Source organism: Aeromonas ichthyocola (assembly GCF_046087985.1).
GTDB lineage: Bacteria > Pseudomonadota > Gammaproteobacteria > Enterobacterales > Aeromonadaceae > Aeromonas > Aeromonas rivipollensis.
In genome coordinates, this window is the sequence record NZ_JBJSWH010000004.1 from 43,270 (window position 1) to 57,611 (window position 14,342).

Consider the following 14,342-nt stretch of genomic DNA (forward strand, 5'->3'; position numbering starts at 1 on the left):
GGGGCGAGATGAAGAGCGACGGTATGATCGAACGGCTGAAAGCCCTGGCGCTGGCGGGGCGTATCCGCCAGCTGGATCTGCAATTTGCCAAACTGGTGGCCGATCTGGGCGGCGGCCCCGAGCTGGTGCTGGGAGCGGCGCTCACCTGCTTCGAGCTTGGACGCGGTCATGTCTGCCTGCCGCTTGACATGCTCGCTGCCGGATCCCTGCGCCCGTTCGGGCTGGATCCGGATCAGAGCCGGGATCTGCTGGGGGATCTGGCGGATCCTGCGAGCTGGCCCGCCCTCTTTGCGGCAAGTCCGCTGGTTGGCTCTGAACAGCATGAGGGGGAGGCCCCCCGCTGGCCGCTGCGGCTCTGGCACGGGCGGCTCTACCTCACCCGCTACCACGATTTTGAGCTGGGGGTGGCCCGCCATCTGCGCGCGTTAAGTGAACGTGCCGAATGGCCGGAGATAGCCCCGGCCCTGTCGCGCCTCTTTGCCCGCGACCACGGTCTGGTGTTCGGGGCGCTGCTCAAGGCCCGCCTCGCCCCCGATTTCTCGGCCCGCCACTTCGTCGAGAAGTATCTGGATCTGGTGTTCCCCAATGAAGTGGATTGGCCCGCCATAGAGGCGCTGCTGGGGAGCGCCCAGGCGGCGAGCGACCTTGGCAAGCTGGATGCGCTGGTGCCCGAGGCGCTCTGCTGCAATGGCCAGAAGCTGGCGGCGGCCACGGCGGCGGCGCGCCCCTTTGCGGTGATCTCCGGCGGCCCCGGCACCGGCAAGACCACCACTGTTGCCAAGCTCCTGGCCATCCTGGTGGAGACCGGTCTGCAAGCAGGCAAGGCACCGGCGATCCGGCTGGTGGCCCCCACCGGCAAGGCGGCGGCGCGCCTCACCGAGAGCATAGGCTCCGCCCTGCAGGCGCTGGACTTGCCCCCCGAGTGGGCCCAGGCCATCCCCACCGAAGCAGGCACCCTGCACCGGCTGCTCGGGGTCATTCCGGGGCGCAGCCAGTTCCGCCACCACGCGGGCAACCCGCTGCACCTCGACTTGCTGGTGGTGGATGAGGCCTCCATGGTGGACTTGCCCATGATGGCACGCCTGCTCGATGCGCTGCCCAGCCACGCCCGCCTGATCCTGCTCGGCGACAAGGATCAGCTCGCCTCGGTGGAGGCGGGGGCCGTGCTCGGGGATATCTGCAGCTTTATCGAACAAGGCATCAGCCCAGCGCAAGCGGATTGGCTCTCCCGCCAGACCGGCTACCGCCTGCAGGGTTCGCCTGCCGGTGCACCTGTGCGCGACAGCCTCTGCTTGCTTTCCAAGAGCTGGCGCTTCGATCAGCACTCCGGCATAGGCCAGCTGGCGCGGGCCTGCAACGCGGGCGATGCCGCCGCGGTGGAATCGGTCTGGAGTGCGGGATTCAAGGACATCAGCCTGCACCCCTGGACGGGAGAGGCCTACGAGGCCCTGATTGCCCAGGGGGTGGCCGGTTACGGCAGCTATCTGAAGGCGGCCCGCGCCGGAGAAGAGGCGTCTGCCGTGTTCAAGGCGTTCAACGGCTTCCAGATCCTCTGCGCCCTGCGGGACGGACCCTTCGGGGTGCTGGGGCTCAACGAGCGGCTCGAACTGGCCCTGTCTCGGGCCGGGCTGATCCAGCGCGACGGCGACTGGTATGCGGGCCGCCCCGTGATGGTGGTGCGCAACGACCACGGGATCGGCCTCTACAACGGTGACATGGGGCTCTGCCTGCCCGATGAAACCGGCCGCCTCAAGGTGTGGTTCGAGCAGCCGGACGGCAGCCTGCGCGCGCTCTTGCCAAGCCGCCTGCCCCCCCACGAGACCGTCTACGCCATGACCATCCACAAATCCCAGGGCTCCGAGTTTGCCCACACAGTGCTGGTGCTGCCCGACAGCCCCAGCCCGCTGTTGACCCGCGAGCTGGTCTACACCGGTATCACCCGCGCCAAGGCGCGCCTCGATCTCTACGGCGATCGCGCCCTGCTGGCACAGGCCGTGCGGAAAAAGACCGAGCGTTATTCCGGATTGGCGGAGAGGTTATTAGATTGAACATAAAATATATATTTTCGAAAGAGTGGACGTTGATAGAAAAAGCAATGGGAGATGAATGCTGCCTCGAACTTCCTTTTTTGTTAAAAAATGCACTCGTTGTAGGCGAAGACCATCGTTTTTGGAGACATTCAGGGGTTGATTATTTTGCTTTGTTAAGAGCTGTCATCAAAACTGGAGTATTTAAGAAGAGAGAAGGGGGGTCTACAGTTGCGATGCAATTGGTGCGAGTTATCACGTCTAATTACCAAGTTAGCTTAAAGAGAAAGATTGTTGAAATTTCTTTAGCAAGGCGAATCACGAAAAAATATGGTAGAGAAAAAATATTGAACAAGTACCTTCATTTGGCATATTTCGGCTGGGATATGCATGGTGTAATTAATGCGGCTGCAAAGTTAGAAATAGACTTTGAAAAATTGAGCCTCATCGATGCAGCTCAATTAATTGCAAGGTTAAAATATCCACAATCCAAAATGAAAAACTCAAAACAAGATTTAAAAATACTATATAGAACTATACATATAACATATAAACTTAAAAACAACCATGGCGATCTTTATAGATGAAATGGTTAAACTTTTATCAAGAAAGCTATTCCCTCTTGTTTTGCTATAAGAGATTGGAATGTTCCACTAATTATTACATCATCGCTTACTATTAAATCATAATAGTGTGATGATTGTCTTCTTCGTCCTTTTTCAGTTATATGGAGGAGTATCTTATCCTTACCAAAATAGTTCTTATTAATAGAGCCCTGAACAACCCCAGTTGTTCTTCTGTCCCCTTCAAAACGAATTTTCCCATTAACAGAGTCTTCATAACATTTCTCTACGGTTCCATATATATTATTATTTTCAGACCATAAAAGAACGTCATACTCAAGAGTCATGCTTCTGAATGGGTTGTAAATAGTCTTTTCTGTATAGACTATAAGTTTCCATAAACCATTTATATTTGGTGAGGGGAATATTTTTTCTTTGGTGAAAAAGAAAAATAGAGTTAGGATTATACCACCCAATATTGTAGCTAGAATATCAGGTAGGAAGGAATTAAAAGACATTGTTTTATACTCTTTCGTAGTTGCCAGAAAATGTTACATTGAGTCCATAAACCCCCATGTATCCATGTTCATGAATAGTAAGTTGATTCTTGTTTTTGGCGGTCAGGATAAATTGTTTAGGAGTGTTCATACCATCTCCCCAAAATATATATTCGTCACCTAAATTATTTAATATAAGTTCTATCTCTCCTGTCCTCGGTGCTTCCGTATTTGTACCCCATAAAGAAATACCTTTTATTTTAATTTTGTCTTCAGTAATATTAGATATTTCTATAAATGATAATGAATTATATCCTATGCTAGTAAACTCACCTTGCAGCACGTTACTTTCCTTGAATGATGCTCAATGTTAGCTGAGATATAATCCTATACATTTCTTACAATTAACTCCATTGTTTTATTGTATCTCGTATGTTGGGCTTCGCAGGCTCAGCACCAACCTACCGATTGCGTAGGTTGTGGCTGAGCGTAGCGAAGCCCAACGTTTACCGCGAGCTCTCTTTTTTCCTTCCCCTCATCCCCGGCCCTTCTCCCGCAAGGGGAGAAGGGAGATTTGACTCCCTTTGAGTTGGTTTGCACCACAGGTTTATCGGATATTTGTAGGTTCGATTAGCGAAGCGTAATCGGACGATCGCGTAATCAAGCATCATGCAATCGAATATTGCATCATCGAAAATTCGTGCAATCCGCCACTCCCGAACTTTTCCCGATTGCCAACGCTATATCCTCGATGTCGGATGATCCCCTCTCCCTTTGGGAGAGGGCAGGGTGAGGGACGGTAGGGTACAATGAACGAAGTGAATTGCACCGCTCCTATTTATCTGCCAAAAGGTGTAATGCGCTTCGCTTATTACACCCTACCTACTCACGACAGGATCTTATTGATTGCTACTTGAATTTAACACCATCGATCTGGAGCGGGACTACGAACACTGTGTGCAGGCGCGCAGGGATGCCTATTTTTGCAGCTTTCATACCCATGATGGCTTTGCCGACTTTATCGACGGCTATCGGGAGAGGATCCGCGAAAGGCTGGGGCAAGCGCAATGGCATTACCTCCATGTCTGGGTGGGTGAACAACTGGTGGGTCAGCTGGAATTTCGCAGCATTTCCGATGAGCCTGAGACCGGCTATGTGCAGCTTATCTATCTGTTCCCCGAGTATCGTGGCACCGGCCTGGCCGCAGAGTTGCAGGCATATATCCGCCAGCAGTTGCTGGGGGCAGGCTGCAAATGGGCCATTCTCTCCGTGAGTCGCACCAATTTGCGGGCGCTGAACCATTACCGGCGTTCGGGCTGGACCTTTTTGCGTTCCAATCCAAAACACGAAGAGACGGATTTTTATCGACTTGAACTGGCAAAATAATCTCGTATGTTGGGCTTCGCAGGCTCAGCACCAACCTACCGATTGTGTAGGTTGTGGTTGAGCGAAGCGAAGCCCAACGTTTACCACGTAATCTCTTTTTTTCGCCCCCTCATCCCCAGCCCTTCTCCTCCTTTTTTAATAAATGGGAGAAGGGAGCAATGCCGTTACCGCTGTCCGATTACGCTTCGCTAATCGAACTTACGAGAGGGTCAGGGTGAGGGGCCAACCAAGGGGCTAAACAGTCAGCTCCAGCCGGTTGCCTTCGGGATCGAGGAAGGTGCTCTCGTAATAGCCGTCGCCGGTCCAGCGGGGGCCGTCCAGGTGTTTGACCTCGGCGCTCTTGAGCAGCTTGAGACGTGCCGTCATCTGATCCACCGCCTCCACGCTGCCGAGGGAGAAGGCAAGATGGGCCAGCCCTTGCAGCGGGTGCGGCAGGTGCAGATCTGCCGGAAACAGAGTGGGGGTATGCATCAGCTCCAGACTGGCGCCCCCCTCGAAGCGCACGAAGTAGGACGAAAACTGTTTGGTCGGGTTGTGGTAGCGCTCATTGGCCTGCCCGCCAAACAGGGTGCAGTAGAATGCCTTGAGTGCCTCCAGATCCTGCGCCCAGATGGCGATGTGATGTATGTGCATGGCTTGTCTCCTGTGACTCCATGCCCTTGATGTTATGCTCTGGCCTAATCCTTCGACATGGCTGAGCCCGTCCTGATGATGTCTGAAACTGCCAACCCCGATCTCATTGATGTCTCCCCCGACTGCCGCGAGCAGATCTGCTGCGACAGCCTGCTGCCCGCCCTCGGCCAGGAGCGGGTCTGGCTGGCGGGCTACTCGCGCCTCAAGACCCGCTATCGCATCGAGCGCCGCCTGGGGGAGGTGCACTGCTTCCTGCTCACCCTGGGGGGCGAGGGGGAGGTGCGGCTGGGGGATGGCTTCACGCGGCTGCCGGTGGGGGAGTGGGCCCTGATCCCGGCGGGGGAGCCGCTCTGCTATCGGTTGCCAGAGACGCAGTTGCCAGAGATGCAGTTACCGGAGACGGGGCTAACAGAGACGCAGTTGCCAGCACAGCAACAGCCGACGGCAAAGGGCGACTGGGATCTGGTGTGGCTGCTGCTGCACAAGGACTCCCCCTGGGATGCCTTCGCCAGCCGCCCTCGTCTGGGGTGCACCTCCCAGCAGGGGACACTGCTGCGCACCCTGGAGAACCTCTATGCGGAGCAGGAGCGCCATCAGGACCCGTTGCTCAGCGCGCTCCTGGTGGAGCAGCTCGGCTTCTACCTGCGCCGCCTGCTGCAAAAGGGGGAGGGGCAGAGTCGCGGCGAGCGGCTGGCCCTGCGCCTCGAATTGATGCTCAAAGAATCCCTGACCGAGGGCTGGGACATCGCCCGCATGGCCACCGCCCTGCATCTCTCGGAGCGCCAGCTCCATCGGCTCTGTCAGCAGCACTTCGCGCTGGCCCCCATGGCGCTGCTGCAACGGCTGCGCTTGCAGCGAGCGGCGCTCCTGCTGGCGAGCCGGGCCGACTCGGTGAAGCTGCTGGCCGCCCAGTGCGGCTTCAAGAACGAATACCACTTCTCCACCGCCTTCAAGCGCCAGCACGGACTGGCCCCGAGCCACTATCGCCGGTTGCATCACCCCGCCTTCAAGGGGCGCTGAGGGTACCCCAAAAAAGAGCGGGGCCCGAGGTAATCCCCGGGCCCCGCAAGCAGCAGTCTGTGTCAGCTGCTGGATTTGATGCTGACGAACTCGGGATAGGCATCGACGCCGCACTCGTGGACATCCACCCCCAGCATCTCTTCCTCTTCGCTGACCCTCAGGCCCATGGTGGCCTTGAGCAGGCTCCAGACGATGAGGGAGACGGCAAAGACCCAGCCGAAGATAGTGGCGGCCCCCAGCAACTGGGCGCCGAAGGTGGCGCTTGCGTTGGAGAAGGGCACCACCATCAGGCCGAACAGGCCGCAGACCCCGTGTACCGAGATGGCGCCGACCGGGTCATCTATTTTCAGGCGATCGAAGGCGACTATGGCGTAGACCACCAGGGCTCCGGCCAGGGCGCCGATCAGGCTGGCGAACAGCGGGCTGGGGGAGGCCGGGTCGGCTGTGATGGCGACCAGACCACCGAGGGCACCGTTGAGGATCATGGTGAGATCCGCCTTGCCCCAGGTGAGCTTGCTGACCAGCAGGGCGCCGACCACACCGGCGGCCGCGGCAGCATTGGTGTTCACGAAGACGGTGCCGATGGCGGTGGCGTCAGCGGCGCTGGAGAGCGCCAGCTGGGAGCCGCCGTTGAAGCCGAACCAGCCCATCCAGAGGATCAGGGTGCCCAGGGTCGCGAGCGGCAGGTTGGAGCCGGGGATGGGATGGATCTCCCCTTGCTTGCCATATTTGCCACGACGGGGGCCGAGCAGCAGCACGGCGGCCAGGGCTGCGGCTGCGCCCGCCATGTGGACTATGCCGGAGCCCGCGAAGTCGGAGAAGCCCGCCTCTTTCAGGAAGCCGCCGCCCCAGCTCCAGTAGCCCTCTATGGGGTAGATGAAGCCTGTCATCACCACGCAGAACAGCAGGAAGGACCAGAGCTTCATCCGCTCGGCCACCGCCCCCGAGATGATGGAGGTGGCGGTCGCCACGAACACCACCTGGAAGAAGAAGTCGGCGTGCAGTGAGTGGCCCGCATCCTCGGCCTGGCTGCCCATCAGGCTGCCAAAGCTCGGCAACCAGCCGCCGGCGCCGTTGTCCACGTACATGATGTTGTAGCCGACCAGCAGGTACATGACGCAGGCGATGGCGTAGAGCAGGATGTTCTTGGTCAGGATCTCTGTGGTGTTCTTGGCGCGTACCAGGCCCGCCTCCAGCATGGCGAACCCGGCGGCCATCCACATGACCAGCACGCCGGAGATCAGCAGGTAGAAGGTATCGAGCGCATAGCGCAGCTCGCTGACGGATGTGATCAACTCTTCCATGTCGTGTTCCTCGGTTCCAGTCGTATCAAAGGGCGTCTGCGTCTGTCTCGCCGGTGCGGATGCGCACGGCGGCCAGCAGGTCGCAGACGAAGATCTTGCCGTCACCTATCTTGCCGGTGTGGGCGGCCTGGCTGATGGCTTCGATGATGGGCTCGACGTTGTCGGCCTGGGTGGCGATCTCCAGCTTCACCTTGGGCAGGAAATCCACCTGGTATTCGGCGCCTCGATAGAGCTCGGTGTGCCCCTTCTGGCGGCCAAACCCCTTGACCTCGGAGACCGTCAGCCCCTCTACGCCGAGGGTGGCGAGGGCTTCGCGAACGTCATCGAGTTTGAACGGCTTGATGATGGCAGTGATTAACTTCATGCAATGTCCCCAATCCTTGGTGGTTCATTCAGACAAAGGCAAATATTGCGCCAAGAATTTTTCCCTATTTATTCAATGATTTATTTCATCGCTGCCCGAGGGAGTGACGAGAGGTGCCCCATTTGGGCAGGGCTGCGCCAAGGGGGTGCACCGCCATGGTGCAAGGGGGTGGGCAGACAAAAGAGGGAAGGCGTGACGGCGCTCAAGACTGGCGGCAGGCCCTGCTGCTACTGTTATTCAGGGGAGCCTGGGGGCGGCCGATAACCGGAACAAGCGCTGGCGGTTTTCATCGATCAACGGATAGCGGGCTGTGCAGCCGTCTGCCGCTGTCATTTCTCGCAAACATCAGGCTGGAATGCCCCGCACCCTGCGGCGGCAAGACAAGGATGGTTTCCATGCTGCAGGACAATGACACTATCAGGATCCAGGATCTCAATGAGGCCGCGGTACACGGCATTCTGGAGGTCATCAGCGACGGGATCTGGGACTGGAATGCCAACACCGGCTTCGTCTATCGCAATCCGGGCTGGTATCAGATGCTGGGCTATGAGCCGCACACCCTCGACAACACGGTATTCACCTGGGAAAACCTGATCCACCCGGACGATCTGGCGCGGGTGATGGCCCGCTTCGATGCCTATCTGAGCGGCCAGTCTACAGACTACAGGGCCGAGTACCGCTGTCGCTGCCGCAACGGGGACTTCATCTGGATAGAGGATTGTGGCCGCATCATAGCGCGCAACCCGGATGGCTCCGTGGCCAGGATGATAGGGGCGCACCGGGACATTCATGCCCAGCGGGAGCTCTACGCCCGGCTGGAGCTGCACAATCGCTCCCTGGAGCAGCAGGTGGCGGAGCGCACCGCCGAGCTGGAGCGGCTCAACCTGGCGCTCCAGCATCAGGTGGAGGAGAACCGCCGCCTGGCGGAGACGGACTCCCTGACCGGGGCCGCCAGCCGCTATCGGCTGGAGCAGGCCGTCCGGCTGGAGTATGAGCGCGCCCGGCGCTTCAAGGAGCCCTTCGCCGTGATCGCCATGGACGTGGACGACTTCAAGCAGATCAACGATCGCCACGGCCACGGGGTGGGGGATCAGACCCTGATCGACATAGTGCGCCTGACCCGCGGCTCCATCCGCGAGATCGATCTGCTGGCCCGCTGGGGGGGCGACGAGTTCATGCTGGTGCTGCCCAACACCCGCTTGGCGGAGGCCCATGTGGTGGCCGAAAAGCTGCGACAGCGACTGGGCTATGCCAGGGTCAAGGGGGTGGAGCCCATCACCCTGAGTTTCGGTCTGGTGGAGTCCATGCCGGATGAACCCCTGAACCAGCTGATGGCGAGGGTGGACAGGGCGCTCTACCGGGCCAAGCTGGCGGGCAAGGATCAGCTCTCTGGCTAGGGGGCCGCTATCCGTCCCCGGCCGCCCTGTCCAGCCGATAGTCCCTCTTCCCCCCCGAATGCGGCTTGACCTTGGGATCATCTTGACTCCAATCGAGCTCACTGGTCTGATGCGCGCTCTTTCATTCCTGTGAGATGTATCTTAATGAAAAAGTGCCTTCTGATTGCCCTGACCGCCCTGCCCCTGGTTGCCCACGCCGGCCTGATGGATTCCCTGACCGACTCCGTGACCAGCAGCGTCACCAGCACCGCCAAAGAGATGGCCGGTACTGCCGTGGACAGCGCCTCCAACGAAGCGATCAAAACGGCCCTGGATATCAAGGAAGGCGGCTCCAACAAGCAGGCCATCAAGGACAAGCTGGGCGCCCCGGCCAGCACCAAGACCGAAGCCGGTCTGGAAGTGTGGACCTATGACCTGAGCGCCCTGAACAAGGTATCTCCCATGCTGGCAGAGACCTCCAAGACCCTGTTCAAGGATACCGAAGCCGCTCAGAAGAGCGTCGTCATCAAGTTCGAAGGCGAAACCGTCAAGACCCTGAACCTAGCCGACAAAGCCAAGGCCTGAGTCTGAACGACGTGCATGAAAAGGGGCCCGCGGGCCCCTTTTTGCTGGCTGGCGTTCGCCATCACACCTTGAAGCGGCGCACCAGGGCCAGCAGCTGGCGGTTGGAGCCGAGCAGTGACGCTGCACTCTGCTCGGTCTGGCTGCCGTTTTGCACCAGCAGGTTCAGCATGTCGCGAATGCTCACCATGTTGCGGTTGATCTCCTCGGTCACCCGGCTCTGCTCCTCGGCGGCGGTGGCGATCTGGCTGCTGAATTCAGCCTTCTTCGAGCCCGCCGGTGACCTGACCCGTGGTGTCGGCTGCGGCCTGGCAGCTGCGCTTGGTCTGCTCCATGGCGACCACGGCCTCGGCCACCCCCTGGGTAACGCTGCTGCAGGTGAGTCTGGATTCGCTCCGGTGTTATGTTCCGCATGTGGCGATCTCGTCGTGGCGGCCGCCATGGTGCTTGCCGCCCATCATGCCGCTGCCGTCCATCGGGCAGTCGGTCATCATGCCGGGCTGGGCGGCGTGACGGCTTCGCTGGCGGCATAGGCGCCGAGCGGCAGGCCAAGGATCCGAGGTGGCGGTCAGCAGGGTCTTGGCAGTTCTTGGTGCCAGCTCCCGGGTGATGAGGTCGGTGGCGTAGTCACCTGCTGCTGCAGGTAGGCGATGAAGCGGTTCACCGACAGGGCTATTTTGTCCAGCTCGTCATGACCCTTGACCCTGGTACAGGGCCGTCAGGGCGCATGCCGCCCATCATGCCGCTGCCATCCATCGGGCAGTCGGTCATCATGCCGGGCTGGGCGGGCGGGCGTGACGGCTTCGCTGGCGGCATAGGCGCCGAGCGGCAGGAAGGATCAGGGCGGCGGTCAGCAGGGTCTTGGTCAGCAGGGTTTTCTTCATGGTCTGGAATCTCCTGTGCGCAGCAAGCCCTTGCTCGCGTCCTGGCCGAGCAGGCCGGCGATGGCCTCGGGCGCAAGGGTAGTCGGCCGGAGAGTCGCCGAGCACCACACCAGACTGGTGTCTGAACTTTGCCAGTCAGCCTATATCATTGTAGCAGATTCCCTCTCCTGCTCCTTCCTGGTCACCAGCTCGTTGAAGAACCCCAGAGTCACGTCTATGGTCGAGGCACCCCGTAGAGGGCGCCGTCCCGGTAAATACCCCATGGCGCAGTTGGTTCCCGCTGGCGGGGTATTTGTAGGCGGCGGCCCAGACGGCTTAGCGCGGGGAGCCTGCTGCCCCGCCTTGTAGGGCATGCGAGTAGTTCGGCGCCTCGGCCGAGTTCCAGTAGGTGTTGGGGATCAGGGCGTTGGGCCCGCCCTGTGATAGAAGGTGCTGAACTTGGCGCGGCCCGCCTCGCGTTTCTCCGGCAGGGGCCAGATGAGCCACCGAAGACCGGTGGCGTTGCCGTATTACCAGAGTGGGGTGAGCCTCATTGCTGCTCACGGCATCGTGCCAGTTGACGAACAGCAGGCCGGGGCTGACGTCGGCGGTGCCAGTTGACGAACACAGCAGGCCGGGAGCGCCGATCACCGTCAGGGCGCACACCAGCGCCATGAACCCCAGGAAGACGGCGGTATAACGCCCCTTGATTGTGCCCAGATTCCATCCCATAACGACTCCTGTCCACTGTGGCCGGGGCCTTGCCCGATCCTGTTGTTTGAGCCGCCATTATTAGCTATTTCGAAAATAAAACGTTTGTTATCGCTCACATATCCCGGTGCAGGGAGGCAGAAAAGTGGCGCCATGGCGGTGTCAGTCGCAGGACAGGGCGGTTGAGCGGACACGAAAAAAACAGGGTGGCCATGGCCACCCTGTCGTTATCTTGCTTGCTTCGTCGTATCGGTTTACTGGTTTGCCTCGGCAAACGACTTCATGACCTCGACTTACTGGTTCGCTTCTGCGAACTGCTTCATCACCTCGACTTACTGATTTGCCTCGGCAAACTGTTTCATCACTTCTGCGTGCTTGATCATGCCGTCGGCACGCAGGCCGAGGTTTTTCACGAACTCGGCCTTCTTGGCCGGATCTTCAATCTTGTCGTAGCGCTGTTGCAGGTGAGCCTGTATCTGCTCCGGGGTCATGTTCTTCATGCGGGCCATCTTGTCGTGGCGACCGCCATGGTGCTTGCCGCCCATCATGCCGGAACCGTCCATGGGGCAACCGGCCGCCGTGGCCTGGGTCGGCTGGGCGGTGGAGACAGCCTCGCTGGCGGCATAGGCGCCCAGCGGCAGGCCGAGGATCAGGGTGGCGGTCAGCAGGGTCTTGGTCAGCTTTTTCATGGGTAACTCCTGTCGGATGAATACGGGTAGAGGCTCTTTCGCCTTGGTATCCAGTAAACACCGTGGAAGTGTCTGAATTTTGCCAGTTGAAGCCTATTTTGTAGCAGAGTGTGGCATCTTGGCGCTCTGGCACACTTTGACACAACCCGCCCGATTGATTCTCGTATAATCGCCCCAGCTCGATAACGGGAGAGACAATGATGAACCAAGGCAGCCCTCATATTCTGGTGGTCGACGATCACAGCGAGATCCGCGATCTGCTCAAGCGCTTTCTGGAACAACACGGCATGCGCGTCAGCTGTGCCCGGGATGGCAAGGAGATGAAGCGGCTGCTGGACGAGCGGGAGTTCGATCTGCTGGTGCTGGATCTGATGATGCCGGGGGAAGATGGCCTGACTCTGTGCCGCGAGCTCAGGGTGAAGTCCCGTCTGCCCATCATCATGCTCACCGCCATGGGGGAGGAGACGGACCGCATCATCGGCCTGGAGATGGGGGCCGATGACTACCTCGCCAAGCCGTTCAACCCGCGCGAGCTGCTGGCCCGCATCAAGGCGGTGATGCGCCGCACCCAGGCGGAGATCCAGCCCGTCCCCGAGGCCCTGACCCGGGATCTGCGCTTCGATCGCTGGCTGCTCGACATCAATCGCCGCGAGCTGGTGGACGAGGAGGGGGTGGGGATGAGCCTCTCCACCGCCGAGTTCGATCTGCTCAAGGTGTTTCTGGAGCGCCCCCAGCGGGTGCTGAGCCGGGATCAGTTGCTGGATCTGGCCCGTGGCCGGGAGGCGGTCGCCTTCGATCGTGCCATAGATACCCTGGTGAGCCGGCTGCGCCGCAAGCTGGAGCGGGATCCCAAGAATCCCGAGCTCATCAAGACCATCTGGGGCGGCGGTTATCTGTTTGCCGCCGATGTGACCCAGGAGTGAGGCTGGCATGATCAAGGGCTTCTTCGCCAGGCTGCTGCCCAAGGGGCTGACCGGCCAGATAGTGCTGGTGGCCCTGGCGGGACTGGTGTTGATCCAGCTGCTCAGCATCCAGATCTACCGCTCGGATCGGGAGGAGGCGCTCGGCTACGTCAACAGCCGCAACGCCATGCAGCGGATCATCTCTGTGGTGCGGCTGCTCTCCCTCTCCCCCCCCTCCCTCTATCACGAGATCCTCAAGGCGAGCCGCAGCGAGACCCTGCTGCTGCGCCTCGCCGACGAGCCGCTGCAACCGGACAACCGCAGCCCCCGCTTCGAGAAGCTGGTACGGGCCAAGCTCGGGTATCCGTCGTCCCTGTCGGTGGAGATCAGCGCCGAGCTGAAGCAGGACATACAGCGCAGCCGGGCCTGGCAGCACCACAACCGCATGATGAAGGATCGCAACGGCATGCCGCCGCCCCAGGACATGCGGCTCTATGGCTCCATCCAGCTGCCCAACGGGGGCTGGCTGCAGTTCAGCTCCCTGGTGGACAAGGAGGCGGTGAGCTGGTCCTGGCAGACCACCCTCAACCTGCTGCTGGTGGCGAGCCTGGTGATAGGCCTGATGATCTGGTTGTTCCGCCGGGCGACCCTGCCCCTCAAACAGCTGGCCGCCAACGCCGACAGGCTGGGGCGCGGGGAGGACATAGAGCCCCTGCGCGAGGAGGGGCCCACCGAGATCTGCGAGTCCATCCAGGCATTCAACCGCATGCACACCCGGCTCGATCGCTTCGTGCAGGACAGGACCCGGATGCTGGCCGCCATCTCCCATGACCTGCGCACCCCCATCACCAGCCTGCGGCTGCGCAGCGAGTTTCTGGCAGACGGCGAGGACAAGGAGCGATTCCAGCAGACCCTGCAACAGATGGAGCAGATGCTGGCGGCGACCCTGAGCTTCGCCCGGGAGGAGGGGCAGCAGGAGGCGACCCGGGAGCTGGATCTGGTCAGCCTGCTGGAGAGCCTGTGCGATGACTATGCGGATACCGGTCAACCCGTCATCTGCCTGGCACAGGGCAAGCAGGTCTATGCCTGCCGCGCCAATACCCTGCGCCGGGTGCTGCAAAACCTCATCGGCAATGCCATCAAGTACGCGGGCGGGGCCGAGGTGTCCCTGGAGCGAACCGAATCCGAGCTGCTGATCCTGGTCTGCGATCGGGGGCCTGGCATAGCCGAGGGCCAGCTGGAGGAGGTGTTCAAACCCTTCGTGCGGCTCGACGAGGCCCGCAATACCGAGTCGGGCAGCGTGGGGCTGGGGCTCGCCATCGCCCGCACCCTGGTGCATCAGCACGGCGGCGAGCTGACCCTGCACAACCGTGCCGAGGGCGGCCTGGAGGCCAGGATCAGCCTGCCGCGCTGATAGTTCCCCTC

At 60.2% G+C, this 14,342-nt stretch carries 16 protein-coding genes and 1 pseudogene; 8 read left to right on the forward strand and 9 right to left on the reverse strand.

Annotated elements, in window-relative coordinates; all coding sequences use genetic code 11:
• Positions 1-8: 8 nt before the first annotated feature.
• The gene (gene recD / locus ACF2JD_RS12540; protein WP_440987545.1) at positions 9-2,048 is read left to right on the forward strand and encodes an exodeoxyribonuclease V subunit alpha; all 2,040 of its coding nucleotides are present in this window, start codon (positions 9-11) and stop codon (positions 2,046-2,048) included.
• A 32-nt stretch (positions 2,049-2,080) separates the two neighbouring features.
• A complete protein-coding gene (locus tag ACF2JD_RS12545) occupies positions 2,081-2,614 on the forward strand; it encodes a transglycosylase domain-containing protein (RefSeq protein WP_440987546.1) in 534 nt (177 codons plus the stop codon).
• Between the two features lie 5 nt (positions 2,615-2,619).
• On the opposite strand, the gene ACF2JD_RS12550 is transcribed toward ACF2JD_RS12545, so the two are convergent.
• Complete coding sequence (locus tag ACF2JD_RS12550; RefSeq protein ID WP_162627299.1) at positions 2,620-3,108, reverse strand: hypothetical protein; 489 nt, start codon at positions 3,106-3,108, stop codon at positions 2,620-2,622.
• A gap of 4 nt (positions 3,109-3,112) precedes the next feature.
• Positions 3,113-3,430 carry a hypothetical protein gene (locus tag ACF2JD_RS12555; protein WP_162627298.1) on the reverse strand — a complete coding sequence of 106 codons (318 nt, stop codon included), beginning with the start codon at positions 3,428-3,430 and terminating at the stop codon, positions 3,113-3,115.
• Positions 3,431-3,993: 563 nt separating this feature from the next.
• Here ACF2JD_RS12555 and ACF2JD_RS12560 point away from each other — a divergent pair.
• Positions 3,994-4,473, forward strand: coding sequence for a GNAT family N-acetyltransferase (locus ACF2JD_RS12560; RefSeq protein ID WP_393935789.1), 480 nt, complete (start codon positions 3,994-3,996; stop codon positions 4,471-4,473).
• A 234-nt stretch (positions 4,474-4,707) separates the two neighbouring features.
• Here the strand turns inward: ACF2JD_RS12560 and ACF2JD_RS12565 are convergent, their stop codons facing one another.
• Complete coding sequence (locus ACF2JD_RS12565; protein ID WP_440987547.1) at positions 4,708-5,106, reverse strand: VOC family protein; 399 nt, start codon at positions 5,104-5,106, stop codon at positions 4,708-4,710.
• A gap of 75 nt (positions 5,107-5,181) precedes the next feature.
• Between ACF2JD_RS12565 and ACF2JD_RS12570 the strand changes: the two genes are divergently transcribed.
• Positions 5,182-6,126, forward strand: coding sequence for a helix-turn-helix domain-containing protein (locus tag ACF2JD_RS12570; RefSeq protein WP_440987548.1), 945 nt, complete (start codon positions 5,182-5,184; stop codon positions 6,124-6,126).
• Positions 6,127-6,188: 62 nt separating this feature from the next.
• Here ACF2JD_RS12570 and ACF2JD_RS12575 read toward each other — a convergent pair whose 3' ends face one another.
• Complete coding sequence (locus ACF2JD_RS12575; protein WP_234691500.1) at positions 6,189-7,430, reverse strand: ammonium transporter; 1,242 nt, start codon at positions 7,428-7,430, stop codon at positions 6,189-6,191.
• A gap of 25 nt (positions 7,431-7,455) precedes the next feature.
• Positions 7,456-7,794 (reverse strand): P-II family nitrogen regulator, encoded by a 339-nt coding sequence (gene glnK, locus ACF2JD_RS12580; protein ID WP_025328566.1) that lies wholly within the window; start codon positions 7,792-7,794, stop codon positions 7,456-7,458.
• 395 nt (positions 7,795-8,189) lie between these two features.
• Between glnK and ACF2JD_RS12585 the strand changes: the two genes are divergently transcribed.
• The gene (locus ACF2JD_RS12585) at positions 8,190-9,191 is read left to right on the forward strand and encodes a sensor domain-containing diguanylate cyclase (RefSeq protein ID WP_163135519.1); all 1,002 of its coding nucleotides are present in this window, start codon (positions 8,190-8,192) and stop codon (positions 9,189-9,191) included.
• Positions 9,192-9,335: 144 nt separating this feature from the next.
• A complete protein-coding gene (locus ACF2JD_RS12590; protein ID WP_106885607.1) occupies positions 9,336-9,755 on the forward strand; it encodes a hypothetical protein in 420 nt (139 codons plus the stop codon).
• 61 nt (positions 9,756-9,816) lie between these two features.
• Here ACF2JD_RS12590 and ACF2JD_RS12595 read toward each other — a convergent pair whose 3' ends face one another.
• The 4 genes and pseudogenes from ACF2JD_RS12595 to ACF2JD_RS12610 form a co-directional block, all read right to left on the reverse strand.
• Complete coding sequence (locus ACF2JD_RS12595) at positions 9,817-9,966, reverse strand: hypothetical protein (protein WP_440987549.1); 150 nt, start codon at positions 9,964-9,966, stop codon at positions 9,817-9,819.
• Between the two features lie 149 nt (positions 9,967-10,115).
• A pseudogene (locus ACF2JD_RS12600) lies at positions 10,116-10,351 on the reverse strand (hypothetical protein); the annotation flags it as partial.
• Positions 10,352-10,951: 600 nt separating this feature from the next.
• Complete coding sequence (locus ACF2JD_RS12605; RefSeq protein WP_440987694.1) at positions 10,952-11,290, reverse strand: hypothetical protein; 339 nt, start codon at positions 11,288-11,290, stop codon at positions 10,952-10,954.
• Positions 11,291-11,658: 368 nt separating this feature from the next.
• Positions 11,659-12,015 (reverse strand): hypothetical protein, encoded by a 357-nt coding sequence (locus tag ACF2JD_RS12610; RefSeq protein ID WP_106885609.1) that lies wholly within the window; start codon positions 12,013-12,015, stop codon positions 11,659-11,661.
• Between the two features lie 200 nt (positions 12,016-12,215).
• Between ACF2JD_RS12610 and ACF2JD_RS12615 the strand changes: the two genes are divergently transcribed.
• Positions 12,216-12,938 carry a response regulator gene (locus tag ACF2JD_RS12615; protein WP_025328561.1) on the forward strand — a complete coding sequence of 241 codons (723 nt, stop codon included), beginning with the start codon at positions 12,216-12,218 and terminating at the stop codon, positions 12,936-12,938.
• A gap of 7 nt (positions 12,939-12,945) precedes the next feature.
• Entirely contained in the window at positions 12,946-14,331 is a 1,386-nt protein-coding gene (locus tag ACF2JD_RS12620; RefSeq protein WP_440987550.1) for an ATP-binding protein, read from the forward strand.
• Positions 14,332-14,342: the final 11 nt, after the last annotated feature.